This is a genomic window from Dactylosporangium sp. NPDC049525, assembly GCF_040676755.1.
Classification (GTDB): Bacteria; Actinomycetota; Actinomycetes; order Mycobacteriales; family Micromonosporaceae; genus Dactylosporangium.
In genome coordinates this window covers 111,762-127,582 of the sequence record NZ_JBFAPO010000007.1, presented here as the reverse complement: position 1 = coordinate 127,582, position 15,821 = coordinate 111,762, and the positions used below count along the sequence as shown (strand labels likewise).

Here is a 15,821-nt window from a genome sequence, read left to right as displayed (position 1 = left end):
GTGCTCGAGCAGCTGATCATTCAGAAGACCCTGCGCGTCCCGGCGAGCACCGGCCCGGCCGGCGACGGCACGCCCGTGGCCCGGCAGCTGGATGCGGCGCTGCTCGACGTCGGGTTCTCCGCGTCGCGGGCGCTGCTGGAGCACGTCGGCGCCCTGGCACCGGCCCCGGCGATGGATCTGGCCGCCACGGTCGTGTCCGCGGTGCGCGAGCTGGTCGGCGACCACGTGCAGCACAACGCCTACTTCATCGGCTTCCCGCACGACGTGCCGGACACCGTCGAGTTCTGGATTTCCCGGCTGCGGGCGGCCGTCCTCGCCGGCGGCAACACCGCGACCGACGCGCAGCTGCGCGACGCCGTCGTCTCCGGCGGGGTGAACCTGCTCGACCTGCCCGGCTACGGCACCTACCAGCACACCTACGCCGAACTGCTGGCCGCGCACGACGCGCTGGTCGCCTCGGCAGGTGACCGGATGACGCTGCTGCGGCTCGGCGACACCGCCGAGGTCGAGGCGGTGGCGCTCTACCTGGCCCTGGCCGGCAGCACCACGCCGCACGGCGAGGCGGACCTCGCGCTGCTCAGCCGGCTCGCCGTCGCCTGCGTGGACAGCGCGCAGCCGGCCGAGATCCCGGTGCGCGAGCACCGCGCCGTGCTCAACGGCGTCCGGCTCGTCCTCGGCCGGCCGCTGGTCGGCGTGGACACCACGACCGACGTGCTGCGCCTCGCCTGCCACGTCTCCGGCGGGGACGGCTCGCTCGCGACCCCCACCCGGTTCCGGTCGTTCCGGCGCCCGGAGCGGCGGATCCTGCTGGCCGCACTCAACGAGGTCGTCCGCGCGAGCCCGGCCAAGCTCGGCGACGTCACACGCTACGCCGAGCGGTGGAAGCGGCTCGGCGAGCGGCTGCACCCGCACGAGCACGCACAGTGGCCGCACGCTCGCGAGGTGTTCGCGGTCGCCCGCGGTGAGCGGCGGGTGCACAACCTCGCCGGCCGCGCGGAAGCGGCGTTCCGCGCCGGAGCCATCGCACCGGCCGCGTCGGTGCTGTCGGCCGCGCCGGGCCTGCTGCTGCGCTCCGCGGACCGGCTGCTGCGGCTGGCACCGGCGTCGGAGCGGGCCGCCGTGGTCGAAGCGGTCACGGACGCGCTCGGCTCGGCGTCCGGCCGGGTGCTCTGCTCACTGCGGGAGCACGTCGGCAACCGGCTCACGCCCGCGTCCGCCCGGATGTACGCGAACCGCTCGCGGCGCGCGTGGATCGGCCCGGACGAGCGGCCACCGCTGCCGGCCGGGCTGGTCGCGCAGCTGACGTCGCTGCTGGACGCGGAGATCAGCGCCCGCCTGCCGGAGCCGGCGCTGCCGCTGCTGGTGGACCCCGACGTGCTCGACGTCGCGCTGCCGCTGTCGGGCAAGGCGTCCGCCGGCGGATTCGCGGTGCTGCCGCGCGGTTCGCGGGCGCCGGTCTCCGGTGAGCTGCTGCGCTTCTTCACCTACTGGCGCCAGACCAGCCGCCGCACCGACTTCGACCTGTCGGTGCTGCTGCTCGACGAGCAGTTCAACACCGCCGGCCAGGTGTCCTACACGAACTACCACCACGACGGCATCGTGCACTCCGGCGACATCACCGACGCGCCGAACGGCGCGACCGAGTTCATCGACGTGCCCCTGACGGTCAGCGCGCGCTACGTGGTGCCGCAGGTCTACATCTACTCGGGGGAGTCGTTCGACGAGGTCGCCGAGTCGATGTTCGGCTACCAGACCCGCACCCGCGACCAGCGCGGCGCACCGTTCGAAGCCCGGACCGTGCGGGCCCGTTCGGACCTGCGCGGCCAGGGCCGCATCGCGCTGCCGATGGTGTTCGCCAACGGCGAGCGCGGCTGGCAGGCCGTGTGGCTGCACCTGTACCTGCAGGGCCGGCCGAACTTCAACCGGGTCGAGGAGAACATGTTCAGCACGGCCGACCGGGTCCGGGCCGTGCTGGAACGGCGCTACCTCACCGTGTCCTACCTGGTCGACCTGTGGCGCGAGCGGGCCGAGGTGACGACATGGGACGGCCGGCTGCCCGACGAGCCGGTCACGTTCATCGGCATCGACGCACCGGCCGACCTGCCGGAGGGGTCACAGACCTATACGCTGGACCGGCTCAGTGAGCTGATCCCTGGGTGACGCGACGGCCGAGGCCATGCGGGCGCTTCCTGCTATTCCGTTCGATTCGGGAACCTCCGCGCAAGCGGAGGATCTGGTATTCAGCACCCGCGCTTTCCTCGGCCGTCCCGGCTTTCCCCCGCCGGCGGCCACCACCCTGAACCAGTCGCTGGTCGCTAGTCGCCGCAGGAGGACGCGTCGGCGACCTTCGCCAGCAGCCGCCCGAGCTGATCCCGCTCCTTGGGGGACAGGGCGGCGAAGAGGTCGTCGTCGGCGGCGCCCAGGGACCGCGTCGACGGCGTGCAGCGGTTCGGTGCCCTTGGGCGTGATCGTGACGATGTGGCGGCGGCGGTCGGCGGTGTCCCGCTGCCGGGAGGCCAGGCCCAGGCCCTCCAGCTCGTTGAGCACCGCGACCAGCGTGCTCGGGTCGACGCCGAGGAGGTCGATCAGCGCCTGCTGGTTGACCGGCCCGTCGGCCAGGTGCGTCAGCGTGAAGACGGACCGCATGTTGAGGCCGTGGGCGGCCAGGGCGTCGCGGACGTGGGCACTGGCGACCGCGCCGCGACCGGCGAGAAGCACGCCCAGCTGGGCCGGTAGCGCGGTACGCGCGGTCGATGCTGTCGTGTTCGGCCTGGCGGTCGTCAATTCCGCGGTGGCGAAGATCCGGGGAGTGGAGCGGGTCGCTGCCGTGCTGACCGCGGCGGGCGTCCCGCGTCGTGGTTCGTGCCGCTGGCCTTGCTGAACCTAGCCGGCGCGGTGATCACGCACGTGCGGGTCAAGGACGTCAAGAACATCCCCGTGCCGGCCGCGCTTCTCGCATTCGCGGCGCTTACGCTCGCCGACGCCTCAGCCTGAACGCGGCCCCGGCTTGGCGGTTCCCCATCGGCGTGCTGGCGCGGCAGGGACTTGGCCTGTTGCGGTGGCTACGGGCAGTTGTGGCTGGTGCGGTTCTGGGTGGGGGACACCGGGCCGGCGGTGCGGATCGGGCCGGTGCTCGCGCTGCCGTCGCTGGTGATGCCGGAGGGGACGCCGTCGAAGACTGACTCGACCTTGTCGTCGGTGCCGCGGGTGTGCTTGCTGTCGCGGGTGTCGTCGTGCTGTTCATAGTGCAGGTGTTCGATCTTTGTCGAGCCGGTCTTGCCGACGTGGCCGAGCAGCTTGCCCTGCGGCACCACCTGGTCCTGCTTCACGTCGGGCCAGGTTTGGAGGTGTCCGTAGGAGCTGAACCAGCCGCCGCCGTGGTCGATGATCACGCCGAAGCCGAGGCCGCCGCGGGTGCCGACGGTGCCGGGTGCGGCGGGGGCGCCGCCTTCGAGGGTGGCCTGCCAGCCGGCCCACGTGACGGTGCCGGCGGCCGAGGCGAGGACGGGCCGGCCGGCGCTCGGGCCGCCGTTGAAGAAGAAGTCGATGTCGTAGTCGTCGTGTCCGGCGTACGTGGTCAGGCTCCATGACTCGCCGCAGGGGAACGGCAGCTGGAACGCGGGTCGCGGGCCCGGCCGCTGCGGGTGCCCGTCGGCCCGGCGGGCGAGCACGACATAGGACACGATCACGCAGACGGCGATGACGCCCAGCATCGTCACCCGGTAGATCTCACGCGCACTCATCCTGACGATCAATCTACCTCGCCGCCGCAACGCATTGTCCCGGGACAAGGTGTGAAACGTTCACGATCCGGCCCGCGCCGGCGTGCAGCGGCCGTCGGCGTCCGTACCAGCGGAAAAGCGTTATGACGGCGGGCTGCGGGTGGTCCACGCGCATTGACACTGTTCAGCGGCCGAACCTAGTGTCCGCCCCGCCGGTCCCGGGTCACGGGCCCCGCTCTTCCGACGTCTCGAGGTAGGCCATGAGGAGAAAACTCAGTGTGCTCGGCGCTGTGCTGCTCGCCGTCGCCGCGTCCGTGGTGTTGTTCATGCAGCCCGCGTCCGCGGCCGTCGGCCTGCACATCAGTGGCCGCAACATCGTGGAGGCGAACGGCCAGAACCTGATCATGCGCGGGGTCAACCACCCGCACGTGTGGTACACCGGCCAGACGTCCTCGTTCGCCGCCATCAAGGCGGCCGGTGCGAACACGATCCGGGTGGTGCTGGGCACCGGTAAGCGCTGGGGCCCGTCCAACGACGTCCCCGCCGTCATCACCCTGTGCAAGCAGAACAAGCTCATCTGCGTGCTCGAGGTGCACGACACCACCGGCTACGGTGAGGAGGGCGCGGCCGCGTCCCTCGACGAGGCGGCCAACTACTGGATCAGCCAGAAGGCGAACCTGGTCGGCCAGGAGAACTACGTCGTCATCAACATCGGCAACGAGCCGATCGGCAACACCAACCCGGCCCAGTGGACCGCCGCGACCGCCGCCGCCGTCGCGAAGCTGCGCACCAACGGCTTCGAGCACCTCATCATGGTCGACGCCCCGAACTGGGGCCAGGACTGGCAGAACGTCATGCGCGACACCGGCCAGACCGTCCTGGACGCCGACACCAAGCACAACACGGTGCTGTCGATCCACATGTACGCCGTGTACGCCAACGCCGCCACGATCACCGCCTACTTCGACGCGTTCGCGGCGAAGGGCTGGCCCCTGGTGGTCGGCGAGTTCGGCTGGAAGTTCAGCTCCGGCGAGGTCGACCACGAGACAATCCTGTCCGAGGCGCAGGCCCGCGGGCTGGGCTGGATCGCCTGGTCGTGGAGCGGCAACAGCGACCCGATCCTGGACATGACGGTCAACTTCAACCCGGCGCAGCTGACCACGTTCGGCGACCGGATCGTCAACGGCGCCAACGGTTTGAAGGCCACGTCCCGCGAGGCGTCCATCTACAGTGGTCAGACGACCAGCGCGTCGCCGTCCGGGTCGCGCAGCCCGTCGGTGTCGCCGTCGGCGTCGCGGAGCCCGTCGACCTCGCCGTCGGCGTCCCGTAGCCCCTCGTCCTCACCGGGCGGCACGAAGGCCTGCACCGCGACCTACGCGATCGTCGGCCAGTGGCCGGGCGGCTTCCAGGCCGAGGTCAAGGTCACGGCGGGCAGTGCTGCGATCTCGGCGTGGACGGTCGGGTGGACGTACACCAACGGCCAGACGGTCGCCAACGCCTGGAGCGCGACGGTGACAAGCTCGGGCGCCGCGGTCACGGCCAAGAACGTGAACTACAACGGGACGGTCGGGGCCGGCGCGACGACGTCGTTCGGGTTCCTGGGTTCGTGGAACGGCACCAACAGCGTCCCCGCGCCGCTGACCTGCACCGCCAGCTGACACACCGCACCCCAAGGTGGCCGGTCGGGCTGACCCCCGGCCGGCCACCGCGTGGTTGTAGGTCTGGCTGTCAGCCGCGGGGGACGTCAGCCGATCAGGTCGAACTTCTCCCACGGGCCGATGGCGGTGCGGTTGGCGATCAGCGAGGCATTTCCGGCCTGCTCCGCGGTGACGTACCTGCCGTTGACGTTGGCCTTCAATGACACGCTGCCGTCACCGTTGCGGATCAGTTGGAACTGCTCCCACCCGCCGACCGCGTCCCGGTTGGCGATCAATGGCTGGGCGCCCGCGTTCTCGGCGCAGACGTACCGGTTGTTGACGCGTGCCCGCAGCGCGATGGAGCCGCCGCTGACGTCGAGCAGATCGAACTGCTCCCAGGGCCCGATCGCGGCAGCTTTGGCGATAAGTGGCGCGGCACCACCGTTGTCGGCACTGACGTACTTGTTGTTGACCCGGGCCCGCAGGCTGACCACCCTGGTCTGGGGTTGGGAGGGACTCAGGCTGCCCGGCACGGACCGCAGCGCGGCGTACCACTGGTTGCCCATCTTGGTGTAGCCGGCGGCGTTGGGGTGGATACCGTCGAGGAGATCGGCGGCAGCGACGACGGCGTGCATGTCGACCACGTGGGTCCGGGGACCCTTCTGTGCCACGATGCCGGGGATGGCGGCGTTGAACGCCTGGACGCGCGTCTCGAGCGTAGGGTTGCCCAACGGCGTGATCTGCGCGACGAAGAGTTCGACGGTCGGCGCCGTCGCCCGGATCTTGTCGATGAGCGCGGACAGCCGCGCGGGAGCGTTGGCGACGTCATAATTGCCGTTGATGTCGTTGGTACCGATGTGCAGCAGGATGGTGCGCGGGGTGTACGTCTGCAGCCAGCCCACGATGTTCGCGTCGAGCTGATCGATCCGCCAGCCCGAGTGACCCTCGTGGTCGTGGTCGCCGAGGCCTGCCGGGCCGTTGAACCCGGAGCCGACGAAGTCGACCTTGTAGCCGTCCGCGAGGAGGCGCTGCCACAGCGTGATGCGGTAGCCGCCCGGCACCTGGGCCCCATCGGTGATGGAGTCACCGAGCGGCATGACCCGCACGCCGCCGTTGGACTCGGCCAGGGCGGGTGTTGCACTGGCGGTGAGCGCGGCTGTCGCGCCCGCAGCCAGAGTGAGACTGAGGCAGCCGGCAGCGAGCCGGCGCATGATGCGTCGCATTGGTTTGGATTCCTCCACTAGCTACCGCATTGGCGGGGTGACAAGGTTGTCGACACCGCCTGCCGTAGCGGTGTGGCCTCGTCCGCACCGGTACAGATCCCTGCCCTCAGGTGCCGAGCACGCAGTGTGGTCCTTGCGTGCGCCCAAGGCGGGTCCGGTGTCGCAGCATCGAGTGTTGGCGATGGCCGCGCCGGTCACCAGCCGAGTGGCCAAGCCAATGCGACGAACGCGACGAACCGTGCGCCGAACGGTCCGGACCGCACGTCCACCGCCACCTGAGCGGCGTCGCCGTCCTCATCTTCGTCGATCCAGGTGTCGTGCCAGTGGTTGCCGGGCACGCGCATCGCCTCCAGCGCGGTCAGGGCCTCGGCCGCCAGGTCGGTGTCGAGGTCGGCGACGAGGCTGTTGCTGGCCTCGTTCGCGTCGGCTCGTCCAATCGTTGCGAGCTGCCCGGCACGCTCAGCGCGATGAGCAGGGCCGCCGCAACGATGTCCTCCGGGAAGACGTCCACGTGAGGCTGTCCTGCGTGCGGGGCGGCCTCGAAGATCTCGTGGAATTCCTTCCGCCGCTCCTTGTCGTTGCGCTTCGCCATGAAGTCGATCAGGTCTTGAGCACCGTCGCCGGCGAACGGATGCGATCCCCAGGTTCCCATCCATCACTCCGGTCGGTCTACGCGGCCAGCATCTTCTGCACGGCCTGGCGGGTGACGCCCATCTCGCGGGCGAGGTCGGCCTGGGAGTGACCGTTTCGGATCAGTTCCTGCAGGATGCCGCGCCGCTCGGCGGACAGCTGTTGGGCCAGCCTGGCGTGGTGCAGCGCCTCGGCACGGACTTCGTGGAGGCGGCGGAACAATGCCTGGTCGTCGTTTTCGTTCATACCGGCAGTGTGTCAACCCCCAGTTGTCATGTCAACCCCCGGTTGTCACACGGCTTGGGGATGTTGTCGTAGTGTGGCCGACTTTGCTAATCACGGGAGGTTGCGATGAGCGGGTATCCACCGGAGATCACGGAGCGCTTCCACGGCACCCCTGAGCAGCTGGCGGCCGGTGTGGTCGGTGAGGTGCCGCGGCGGTGGCAGGCAATCGTCGTGGAGGAGTACGACCCGGCGTGGGCGGGCCGGTTCGACGACGCCCGCGCGGCGCTGGTCGAGGCGGTCGACGTCGTCGAGATCGAGCACGTCGGGTCGACGGCCGTGCCGGGGCTGGCGGCGAAGCCCGTCATCGACATCGACCTCACCGTCGCCGACTCGGCGGACGAGGCCGGATACGTGCCCGCGCTGCTGCGGCTCGGGTACCGGCTCGTGCTGCGGGAGCCCTGGTGGCACGGGCACCGGATGCTGGTCAGCGCCGAGGACGACGTGCACCTGCACATCTGGCCGCCGGGGGTGCCGGAGCCGGTCCGACACCGGCTGTTCCGCGACTGGCTGCGCACGCACCCCGACGACCTGGAGCTGTACGCGCAGGCGAAACGACAGCTGGCACGGGACACCGTGGAGCGGCCCGGCGACTACAGCCTGGCCAAGAACGACGTCATCGACGCCATCTTCGCAAAGATCTTCGCGGCCGGACCCGGTTGATGACGTTGCCCAGCCCAAGGGGCACGGGACTACAGTCGTCGCAGAGACCACCTACCCCGCTGGAGCACCGATGTCAGCGTCAACGCCCGGCCCGCCCGTCGATGACGACGAGGCTCGGCTGCGGGTCGGGCCGCCCGCCGATCACGCCGCCGGGCTGCGGGCGGTGCGGCTCAGCATGACGAACGCGGTGCGGCAGATGGGGGTCGTCAAGGCCACCCGGAACCTGCGCGCGCTCAACCAGGTCGACGGCATCGACTGCATGAGCTGCGCCTGGCCCGACCCGAAGGGGCACCGGCACACCGCCGAGTTCTGCGAGAACGGCGCCAAGGCCGTGGCCTGGGAAGGGACCCGGGAGACCGTCGAGCCCGGGTTCTTCGCCGCGCACTCGCTGACCGACCTGGCCGGGCGCACCGACCACTGGCTGGAGCAGCAGGGGCGGCTCGTCCACCCGATGGTGCGCCGCGACGGCGCCGAGCACTACGAGCCGATCTCCTGGGACGACGCGTTCGCGCTCATCGGCACGCACCTCAACGGGCTCGCCGGCCCGGACGAGGCCGTCTTCTACACGTCCGGGCGGGCCAGCAACGAGGCGGCGTTCCTGTATCAGCTGCTGGCCCGGGCGTATGGGACCAACAACCTGCCCGACTGCTCCAACATGTGCCACGAGTCGACGTCGGCCGGGCTGGCCCGCACGATCGGCGTCGGCAAGGGCTCGGTGTCGCTGCAGGACCTGCACGAGGCGGACCTGATCGTGGTGTCGGGGCAGAACCCGGGCACCAACCATCCGCGGATGCTCACCGCGCTGGAGACCGCCAAACGCAACGGCGCGAGGATCCTGGCGATCAACCCGCTGCCGGAGGCGGGGCTGCTGCGTTTCGACAACCCGCAGAAGGCGCGTGGGCTCGCCGGGCGTGGCACCGGGCTCGCCGACGAGCTGCTGCAGATCCGCTCCAACGGTGACCTCGCGCTGTGGCAGGCCTTCGGGCAGCTGTTGCTGCTCGCCGAGGACGCCGCGCCGGGCACGGTGCTGGACCGCGCCTTCGTCGAGGGGTACACCACCGGCTTCGAGGAATGGCAGCGCCATGTGCGCGCCGTCGACCGCGCCGCGGTGCTCGCCGCGACCGGTCTGACCTGGGCGCAGATCGAGACCGCGGCGGCGATGCTGGCGTCGTCGAAGCGGATCGTGCACTGCTGGGCGATGGGCATCACCCAGCACCACAATGCGGTCGCCACGATCAAGGAGTTCGTCAACGTCGCCCTCGCCCAGGGCATGATCGGCAAGCCGGGTGCCGGCCTGTGCCCGGTCCGTGGCCACTCCAACGTGCAGGGCGACCGGACCATGGGCATCTGGGAGAAGCCGCCGGCGTTCTTCCTCGACGCGCTCGGCGCCGAGTTCGGCTTCGCGCCGCCGCGCGAGCACGGGTTCGACGCCGCCGACGCGGTGCGGGCGTTCCGGGACCGGCGGGCGAAGGTGTTCGTCGCGCTCGGCGGGAACTTCGTGGCCGCGATGTCCGACACGGACGTCACCACCGAGGCGATGCGCGGCGCCGAGCTGACCGTGCAGATCTCCACGAAGCTCAACCGCAGCCACGTCGCCGCCGGCCGCACGGCGCTGATCCTGCCCACCCTCGGCCGCTCCGAGCAGGACCTGACCGGCGGCCGGGTGCAGCGGGTCACCGTCGAGGACTCGATGTCGGAGGTGCACGCCTCGCGGGGTCGTTCGGCCCCGGCCGGTCCGCTGCTGCGCTCCGAGGTCGACATCGTCTGCGGCATCGCCGCCGCCACGCTCGGCGACCGGCACGGCATCCCGTGGCGGGACTTCCCCGTGGACTACGACCGCATCCGCGACCGGATCGGCCGGGTCGTGCCCGGCTGCGCCGACTACGCGGAGCGGATCCGGGCCCAGGGCGGCTTCACGATGCCGCACGGGCCGCGGGACTCGCGCACGTTCCCGACCCCGGAGGGCAAGGCCGTGTTCACGGTGAGTCCCCTGGAGGTGCTGAGCGTGCCGCCGGGTCGCCTGGTCCTGCAGACGATCCGCAGCCACGACCAGTTCAACACCACCATCTACGGCCTCGACGACCGGTACCGCGGGATCCGCTCGGGGCGCAGGGTCGTGTTCATCAGCGCCGAGGACCTCGCCGAGCTCGGGTTCGCCGACGGCGACTTCGTCGACCTGGTCTCGGAGTGGACGGACGACCGGGTGCGCCGGGCCGAGCGGTTCCGGCTCGTGCAGTACAGCACCCCGAAGGGCTGCGTCGCGGCCTACTACCCGGAGACCAACCCGCTGGTGCCGTTGGACTCGCAGGCCGCGGTGAGCGGCACGCCCACGTCGAAGTGGGTCGTGGTGCGACTTGAGCGCGCCGCCGCACCTGCGAGCGATCAGCGATAGGCGATGTCCGAGGCGCTGGAGAAGCAGCTGACGCCGCCGGCGCCGTTCGACCGGGTTCGCTGTTGTCGACGGCGCGGCGCTGGTACGCCCACCGCGCCGCTCGCCAGCGCACCACCGGTGGACACGACCCGGGGATCAGCTCACTTCGGGCGGGTGTCCCGGCAGCAGGCGCGGCAGCCGCAACGCCCCCATCGTCGTGCCGGCGGCCGTCGCCGCGAGGACGATGCCCCAGGCGACCGGCCCCAGCGGCCGGCAGCCGAAGAACTGGCTCAGGCCGGGGGTCTGCACGACGCCGACGAGCGCCGCCGCGGAGGCGCCCGCCGCGCCGAGGACGATCCGGTCACCGCCGGAGAGCAGCGCGGTCTGGCCCAGCTGCGCGCCGACGAGGGAGGCGAGCGCCACGGTGCTGGCCCGCCCGGCCGTCCCGGTGGCCTTGGCCGTCAGCCAGGCCCCGGCGGTGGCCGCCGAGGTCGCGACGGCGCGGCGGATCACGTCACCGGTCAGCGCCGCGCCGAGCGAGGCCTCCGGTCCTTCGCGGGCGAGCTGCTCCGAGCTGACGTGCCGCGGTGGCCGGGCGGCGACCGTGATCGCGGGCAGCAGGTCCGTCATGAGGTTGACGAACAGGATCTGCCGCGCGTTCAGCGCCGGTGTCGCGGAGACCACGGAACTGCCGACGGTGAACAGGATCTCGCCCAGGTTGCCGCCGAGGAGCAGGGCGAGCGACTCACGGACCGACGCCCACATGGCGCGGCCCTCGACCACCCCGTCGGCGATCGTCTCGATGCGGCCGTCCATCACGATCATGTCGGCCGACTGGCGGGCGGCGGCCGTGGCCTGCTCGCCGAGCGCGATGCCGACGTCCGCGAGCCGGATGGCGGGCGCGTCGTTGGCGCCGTCGCCGGTGACCGCGACGGCGCATCCGGCGCGGCGCAGCGCGCGGACCACCGCAACCTTGTGCGCCGGGCTCACCCGCGCGAAGACCGAGGCCTTGGCCACCAGCGCGTCGATCGTCGCGTCGTCGGCGTCGTCGAGGTCCGGCCCGGTCACCACCGTCCCGCCGTCCAGCAGGTCGAGCTCGGCGGCGATCGCCGCCGCCGTGCTGGGATGGTCGCCGGTCAGCATGACCACCTTGATGCCGGCACGCCGCAGCCGGTCGACCGCCTCAGCGGCGGTGGGGCGCGTCGGATCGGCCAGCCCCAGGAGACCGAGGAACTCCAGGTTGTCGACGCGTTCGTCGTCGAGGCGGCGCCGCGCCGACGCCGCCCGCTCCGCGATCGCGAGCACCCGCAGCCCCTGCCGGGCCATCCGGTCGACCTCCGCCTCGATCTCCTGCCGGTCGGCCGGTGTCAGCGGCCGGGCGGTCCCGTCGAGGCGCCAGGTCACGCAGCGCGGCAGCGTGATCTCCGGTGCGCCCTTGACGCTGATCACCTGGCCCGTCCGTGCCGTACCGAGGACGGCGTGGAACCCGCGCGCCGGCTCGAAGGGCAGCTCGCGGACGGATTGCCAACCCTCGGCGCCCTCGTCGGTGCCGCCGCCCGCGGCCGCGGCGCCCACCACGACCGCCTGGTCGGTGGGGTGCGGCAACGCCTCCTGCCCGTTCGATGCCGGGCTCGCGCGCAGCGCGGCGGCGAGCATCGACCGGTGCCCGGGGGCGAGCCGGTCGATGGGCAGCTGCACGCGGCCGTCCGAGGCGCTGCGCAACGCGATGCGGCCTTCGGTCAGGGTGCCGGTCTTGTCGAAGCAGATCACGTCGATGCGGCCGAGCGCCTCCATCGACCGGGGATCGCGGACCAGGATGTTGCGTTCGGACAGCCGGCGGCTGGCGCTGAGCTCGGCCGCGGTGGCGATGAACGGCAGCCCCTCGGGGAGCGCGGCGACCGCGAGCGCGACCGAACTGTTGATCGACTCGGCCAGCCGGCCCCGGAGCAGGCCGGCGGTGAGCATTGCCGCCGCCGCGGCACCCGCCGCCGGCAGCGACGCCTTGGTCAGCTCGCGCAGCCGCTGCTGCACGCCGCTCTTCGGCGGCTCCTGCAGCGCCATCCGCGCGCTGCGGCCGGCCTCCGTCCGTTCCCCGGTCGCCACGACGACGCACGTGGCCGTCCCGGCGGCGACCGTCGTCCCGGCGTACGCCATGCTCGTGTGCTCGGCGACGGAGGCGGCGCGGGTGGCGGCGACGCCCTTGGCCACGGGCACCGACTCGCCGGTCAGCGAGGACTCGTCCATCTCCAGGCCGGAGGTCTCGATCAGCCGGCAGTCCGCCGGCACCGCGTCGCCGGGCTCCAGGAGGATGACGTCGCCCGGCAGGAGCTCGTCGAGGCTGCCGGCGCGGTCGACGCCGGCCCGGCGCAGCCGGATCCGCGGCGACGCCGCACTCACCAGCCGGCTCAGGGCCCGCCGGGCGGCCAGGTCCTGGACGCTGGACAGCAGTGCGTTGGCCACGATGACCGCGACGACCAGCGCCGCGTCGCTCTTCGCCCCGATCATGGCGGAGACCCCCGCACCGGCGGCGAGGGGAAGCGTCAACGGTGTGTCCAGCTCGGCCACGACGGTGCCGAGCAGCCCCGGCGCCGCCGTCGTCTCGGCGTCTGGGGTCTCGGCGCGCCGGCGCTGTTCGCCGGCCTCCTCGCCGATGCCCTGCGGCGACGTGTCCAGGATCCGCATGACCTCCTCGACGGGCAGTGCGTGCCAGGCGACGTCGGCGGCGGACACCGGCGCCGGGCGGCGGCCCAGGCCACGCGCCGACCACACACCGCCGAGGACGTTGGCGGCCAGCGCGACCCCGGTGGCCAGCGCCCCGCGGCGCGCGCCCCGCGGTGCCGGGTCGGCGAGCCCGAGCAGCAGGCCGGCCAGCGAACCCTGCGACGCCACCAGGATGCTCCGCTTGCCCACCGCCTTGGCCACCGTCACCGCTTCGAGCAGCAGCCAGGCCGGCTCCAGGCCGGGCCCGCCCATCAGGTGGGCGCCCCATGGCGGGCGGCGATCCTCCCGCAGTACGCCGAAACCGCAGTCCGCGGCGGCCAGCGCGACGTCGTTGCGTTCGGCGACGAGCATGACGACGTGGCCGTCCCGCTGCAGCGTGCGGATCGACTCCGCCAGCCGGGATCCGCCCGCGACGGAGCCGTCCGCCGGCACCCGGCGACGAACTTCGGCAGACGCCCCGGCGAGCAGCACCCGCCCGGCCTGCCGCCCGGCGGCGATCACGGCCGTGGTCAACGGATCCAGCGCGGGCTCCACCAGGACGAGCGCCACGGGCTGCCGGTCGTGGGTCAGTGCGTACACCTTCCCCTTGACGCCGTCGGATGAACGCGCGTCGTCGAGGACGGCCTCCGGGACCGGTGTGTCCAGGCGCTGCGGGTCGGTGAGCGCCCAGCCGCCGGCGTCCTCGCTCGTCGGCAACGCGCCGCGGTGGCCGTCGACGAGCTGTCGCGCGGCCTCCCAGGCGGCCTCGACCGTGCCGTGCACGGGCACGACGTGACTGATGACGTGGCGGTCCCCGGTCAGCACCCGGGCGTCAATCACCACCGTGTCGACCCGGTCCAGCCGGCGCAGCGCGTCCGGGTCGCGGACGAGCACGTCGCGGCGGGCCAGGAGCCGGCCGAGCTCGGCCGCATACGCCTCCCGTCCGGCGTGCGCGGGGACCGGCGAGCCGGCCGCAAGTGCCCTGGCCGCGCGCCGGACGCCGCTGGGCAGCAGCACGAGCCCGCCGGACACGAGCAGCGTCAAGGCGCTGATCCGGCGCGCGTACTGCTCGATCGCCCCTTCGGGCAACGCCGCCGGCCGGGCGCCGTCCAGGCTGCCGACCCGGCTCGCGCCGGCCTCCCGGGGCAGCTCGGCCCCCCTGCGCCGCCACGTGTCCCGCTGCGCGGCGATCTCCCGCAGCAGCACGACCCGCATGACGGCGTCCGCGAGCGTGTACACCCCCGTCTGGCCGATGGTGTTGATCACCGTGGTGGCCGTGGACACCGTCAGGTCGGCCCAGTGACGGCCGACGGCCCGGTGCAGCCTGGCACGCAGCCCCGGTATGTGATCGACCATCGCGACGATGGCGGCCAGCTCACGTGGCGCGGCGGGCAGTCGCAGGCCCTGCGCCACGAACGCTGCGGCGGCACCGAGCACGTCGACGACGAGCGTCACCAGGTGGCGGCTCTCCGCGTCGAGATAGGTCGGCCCGGCCGCACCCGCGGCGGGGACGTGGTCGGACTCGGCCGCCGCGACCGCTTCGATGAGGTCGTCGAGATCGAGCGAGTCCTCGTCATAGCTGATCAGCAGGCGGCCGAGGGCCGCATTCCACGCCGCCCAGTCCACGCCGTGCAACGTTTCGAGCGCCTTCTCGAGCAGGCTGCCGTGTTCGTCGCTGATCAGGTGCTTCCGGGCGCCGTACACCTCGATGTGGGCGAGGCCGTCCCGGGCCCACGCTCTCCGCCGGCCGCGGCGCGGCCGGCTCCTTGAGGGCGCCGTCACCGTGCCGTGGCAGTGGCCGGAGCGGCCGTCGCCCGCTGCTTGCCCTTGGGCGCCTCAGCGGGGGCTTGCGACTCGGCGCGCCGACCGGTGTGGGTCGCCACCCAGACGCCTGCCGCGGCCGCGACGGCGACCGGCCATTCCAGCACGCCGAGCACGGCCAGCGCGCCGACGCCGCCGTAGTACAGCAGTCGCCTGGGCTCCGGTACGGCGGACACGAGGGTGCGCGTCGTCCACGTGACATTCGTGAGGACCGACCGCGCCGCCGGACCGGCCACGTGGACGACCGGCACCTTGACGTGCGGCATCGGGACGTCCTGCCAGGTCACCAGCTCGGACTCGGCCTCGGGCCGGGCGACCGTGCTGGTGGGCGGGAGTTCCTTCACCCGTGCCGGTCGCCGCGCGGCCGCCGTTGTGGAGGCGGCGGCCTTCTGCGCCGGGCTGCGGCGCCGGGCTTGCGCTGAGCGGCCAGCTGAGCGGCCAGCTGAAGGGGCGGTTGAAGAGCCGGTTGAGGGGCCAGTGGCAGAACGGGCTTCTTTTCTCGTTGCTGTGGTCACCATGGGATGAGCACCTCCACGGGAGTCGGCCGAACGAAAGCCGCTACCCCGACGGTGCGGGATCAACCCACAGACCGGCGACGGGATTGCCCGGTCAGGCCGGGCGGCTCACGGGGCGGCTCACGAAGCGGCGGACCGCGGCGACGATGAGCGAGATCAACAGGGCGCTGACCACCTCGACCGCAATCGCGGCGAGCAGTTCGGACATGGCGGTGCTCCTTCGGTTTGTCACTGCGCCGGAAACGTAGGTGCGGTAG

Annotated in this window: 13 protein-coding genes; 5 read left to right on the top strand and 8 right to left on the bottom strand. The window is 72.3% G+C overall.

The window, feature by feature from the left end:
* Positions 1–2,160 (top strand): hypothetical protein, encoded by a 2,160-nt coding sequence (locus AB0K00_RS13840; RefSeq protein WP_363520001.1) that lies wholly within the window; start codon positions 1–3, stop codon positions 2,158–2,160.
* Here the strand turns inward: AB0K00_RS13840 and AB0K00_RS13835 are convergent.
* Positions 2,113–2,646 (bottom strand): MarR family transcriptional regulator, encoded by a 534-nt coding sequence (locus AB0K00_RS13835; RefSeq protein WP_363520378.1) that lies wholly within the window; start codon positions 2,644–2,646, stop codon positions 2,113–2,115. The genes AB0K00_RS13840 and AB0K00_RS13835 overlap by 48 nt on opposite strands.
* A gap of 216 nt (positions 2,647–2,862) precedes the next feature.
* Between AB0K00_RS13835 and AB0K00_RS13830 the strand changes: the two genes are divergently transcribed.
* Complete coding sequence (locus AB0K00_RS13830; RefSeq protein ID WP_363519998.1) at positions 2,863–2,994, top strand: hypothetical protein; 132 nt, start codon at positions 2,863–2,865, stop codon at positions 2,992–2,994.
* Between the two features lie 68 nt (positions 2,995–3,062).
* Here AB0K00_RS13830 and AB0K00_RS13825 read toward each other — a convergent pair whose 3' ends face one another.
* Positions 3,063–3,743 carry a M23 family metallopeptidase gene (locus AB0K00_RS13825; RefSeq protein ID WP_363519995.1) on the bottom strand — a complete coding sequence of 227 codons (681 nt, stop codon included), beginning with the start codon at positions 3,741–3,743 and terminating at the stop codon, positions 3,063–3,065.
* A 239-nt stretch (positions 3,744–3,982) separates the two neighbouring features.
* Here AB0K00_RS13825 and AB0K00_RS13820 point away from each other — a divergent pair, with 239 nt between their 5' ends.
* Positions 3,983–5,380, top strand: a complete 1,398-nt coding sequence (locus AB0K00_RS13820; RefSeq protein ID WP_363519992.1) for a cellulase family glycosylhydrolase — start codon at positions 3,983–3,985, stop codon at positions 5,378–5,380.
* Positions 5,381–5,466: 86 nt separating this feature from the next.
* On the opposite strand, the gene AB0K00_RS13815 is transcribed toward AB0K00_RS13820, so the two are convergent.
* From AB0K00_RS13815 to AB0K00_RS13800, 4 genes are all read right to left on the bottom strand, one after another.
* On the bottom strand, positions 5,467–6,582 hold the full coding sequence (locus AB0K00_RS13815; protein ID WP_363519989.1) for a GDSL-type esterase/lipase family protein: 1,116 nt from the start codon (positions 6,580–6,582) through the stop codon (positions 5,467–5,469).
* 194 nt (positions 6,583–6,776) lie between these two features.
* A complete protein-coding gene (locus AB0K00_RS13810) occupies positions 6,777–6,926 on the bottom strand; it encodes a hypothetical protein (protein WP_363519987.1) in 150 nt (49 codons plus the stop codon).
* A gap of 14 nt (positions 6,927–6,940) precedes the next feature.
* Positions 6,941–7,234: a DUF4259 domain-containing protein gene (locus tag AB0K00_RS13805; RefSeq protein WP_363519984.1), complete on the bottom strand. Its 294-nt coding sequence runs from the start codon at positions 7,232–7,234 to the stop codon at positions 6,941–6,943.
* Positions 7,235–7,251: 17 nt separating this feature from the next.
* Positions 7,252–7,458, bottom strand: coding sequence for a hypothetical protein (locus tag AB0K00_RS13800; protein WP_363519982.1), 207 nt, complete (start codon positions 7,456–7,458; stop codon positions 7,252–7,254).
* Between the two features lie 105 nt (positions 7,459–7,563).
* On the opposite strand from AB0K00_RS13800, the gene AB0K00_RS13795 reads away from it, so the two are divergent.
* Entirely contained in the window at positions 7,564–8,157 is a 594-nt protein-coding gene (locus AB0K00_RS13795; RefSeq protein WP_363519980.1) for a GrpB family protein, read from the top strand.
* A gap of 70 nt (positions 8,158–8,227) precedes the next feature.
* A complete protein-coding gene (locus AB0K00_RS13790) occupies positions 8,228–10,549 on the top strand; it encodes an FdhF/YdeP family oxidoreductase (protein ID WP_363519978.1) in 2,322 nt (773 codons plus the stop codon).
* Between the two features lie 135 nt (positions 10,550–10,684).
* Here AB0K00_RS13790 and AB0K00_RS13785 read toward each other — a convergent pair whose 3' ends face one another.
* Positions 10,685–15,010, bottom strand: a complete 4,326-nt coding sequence (locus AB0K00_RS13785) for an HAD-IC family P-type ATPase (protein ID WP_363519975.1) — start codon at positions 15,008–15,010, stop codon at positions 10,685–10,687.
* Complete coding sequence (locus AB0K00_RS13780) at positions 15,007–15,393, bottom strand: hypothetical protein (protein WP_363519973.1); 387 nt, start codon at positions 15,391–15,393, stop codon at positions 15,007–15,009. The genes AB0K00_RS13785 and AB0K00_RS13780 overlap by 4 nt, the downstream gene beginning before the upstream one ends.
* Positions 15,394–15,821 lie beyond the last annotated feature (428 nt).

Bases quoted from the DNA above. Each gene is read 5' to 3' on its own strand.
- AB0K00_RS13835 (WP_363520378.1), bottom strand. From the start codon at position 2,646: ATGCGGTCCGTCTTCACGCTGACGCACCTGGCCGACGGGCCGGTCAAC.
- AB0K00_RS13825 (WP_363519995.1), bottom strand. From the start codon at position 3,743: ATGAGTGCGCGTGAGATCTACCGGGTGACGATGCTGGGCGTCATCGCC.
- AB0K00_RS13820 (WP_363519992.1), top strand. From the start codon at position 3,983: ATGAGGAGAAAACTCAGTGTGCTCGGCGCTGTGCTGCTCGCCGTCGCC.
- AB0K00_RS13815 (WP_363519989.1), bottom strand. From the start codon at position 6,582: ATGCGACGCATCATGCGCCGGCTCGCTGCCGGCTGCCTCAGTCTCACT.
- AB0K00_RS13810 (WP_363519987.1), bottom strand. From the start codon at position 6,926: ATGCGCGTGCCCGGCAACCACTGGCACGACACCTGGATCGACGAAGAT.
- AB0K00_RS13805 (WP_363519984.1), bottom strand. From the start codon at position 7,234: ATGGGAACCTGGGGATCGCATCCGTTCGCCGGCGACGGTGCTCAAGAC.
- AB0K00_RS13800 (WP_363519982.1), bottom strand. From the start codon at position 7,458: ATGAACGAAAACGACGACCAGGCATTGTTCCGCCGCCTCCACGAAGTC.
- AB0K00_RS13795 (WP_363519980.1), top strand. From the start codon at position 7,564: ATGAGCGGGTATCCACCGGAGATCACGGAGCGCTTCCACGGCACCCCT.
- AB0K00_RS13790 (WP_363519978.1), top strand. From the start codon at position 8,228: ATGTCAGCGTCAACGCCCGGCCCGCCCGTCGATGACGACGAGGCTCGG.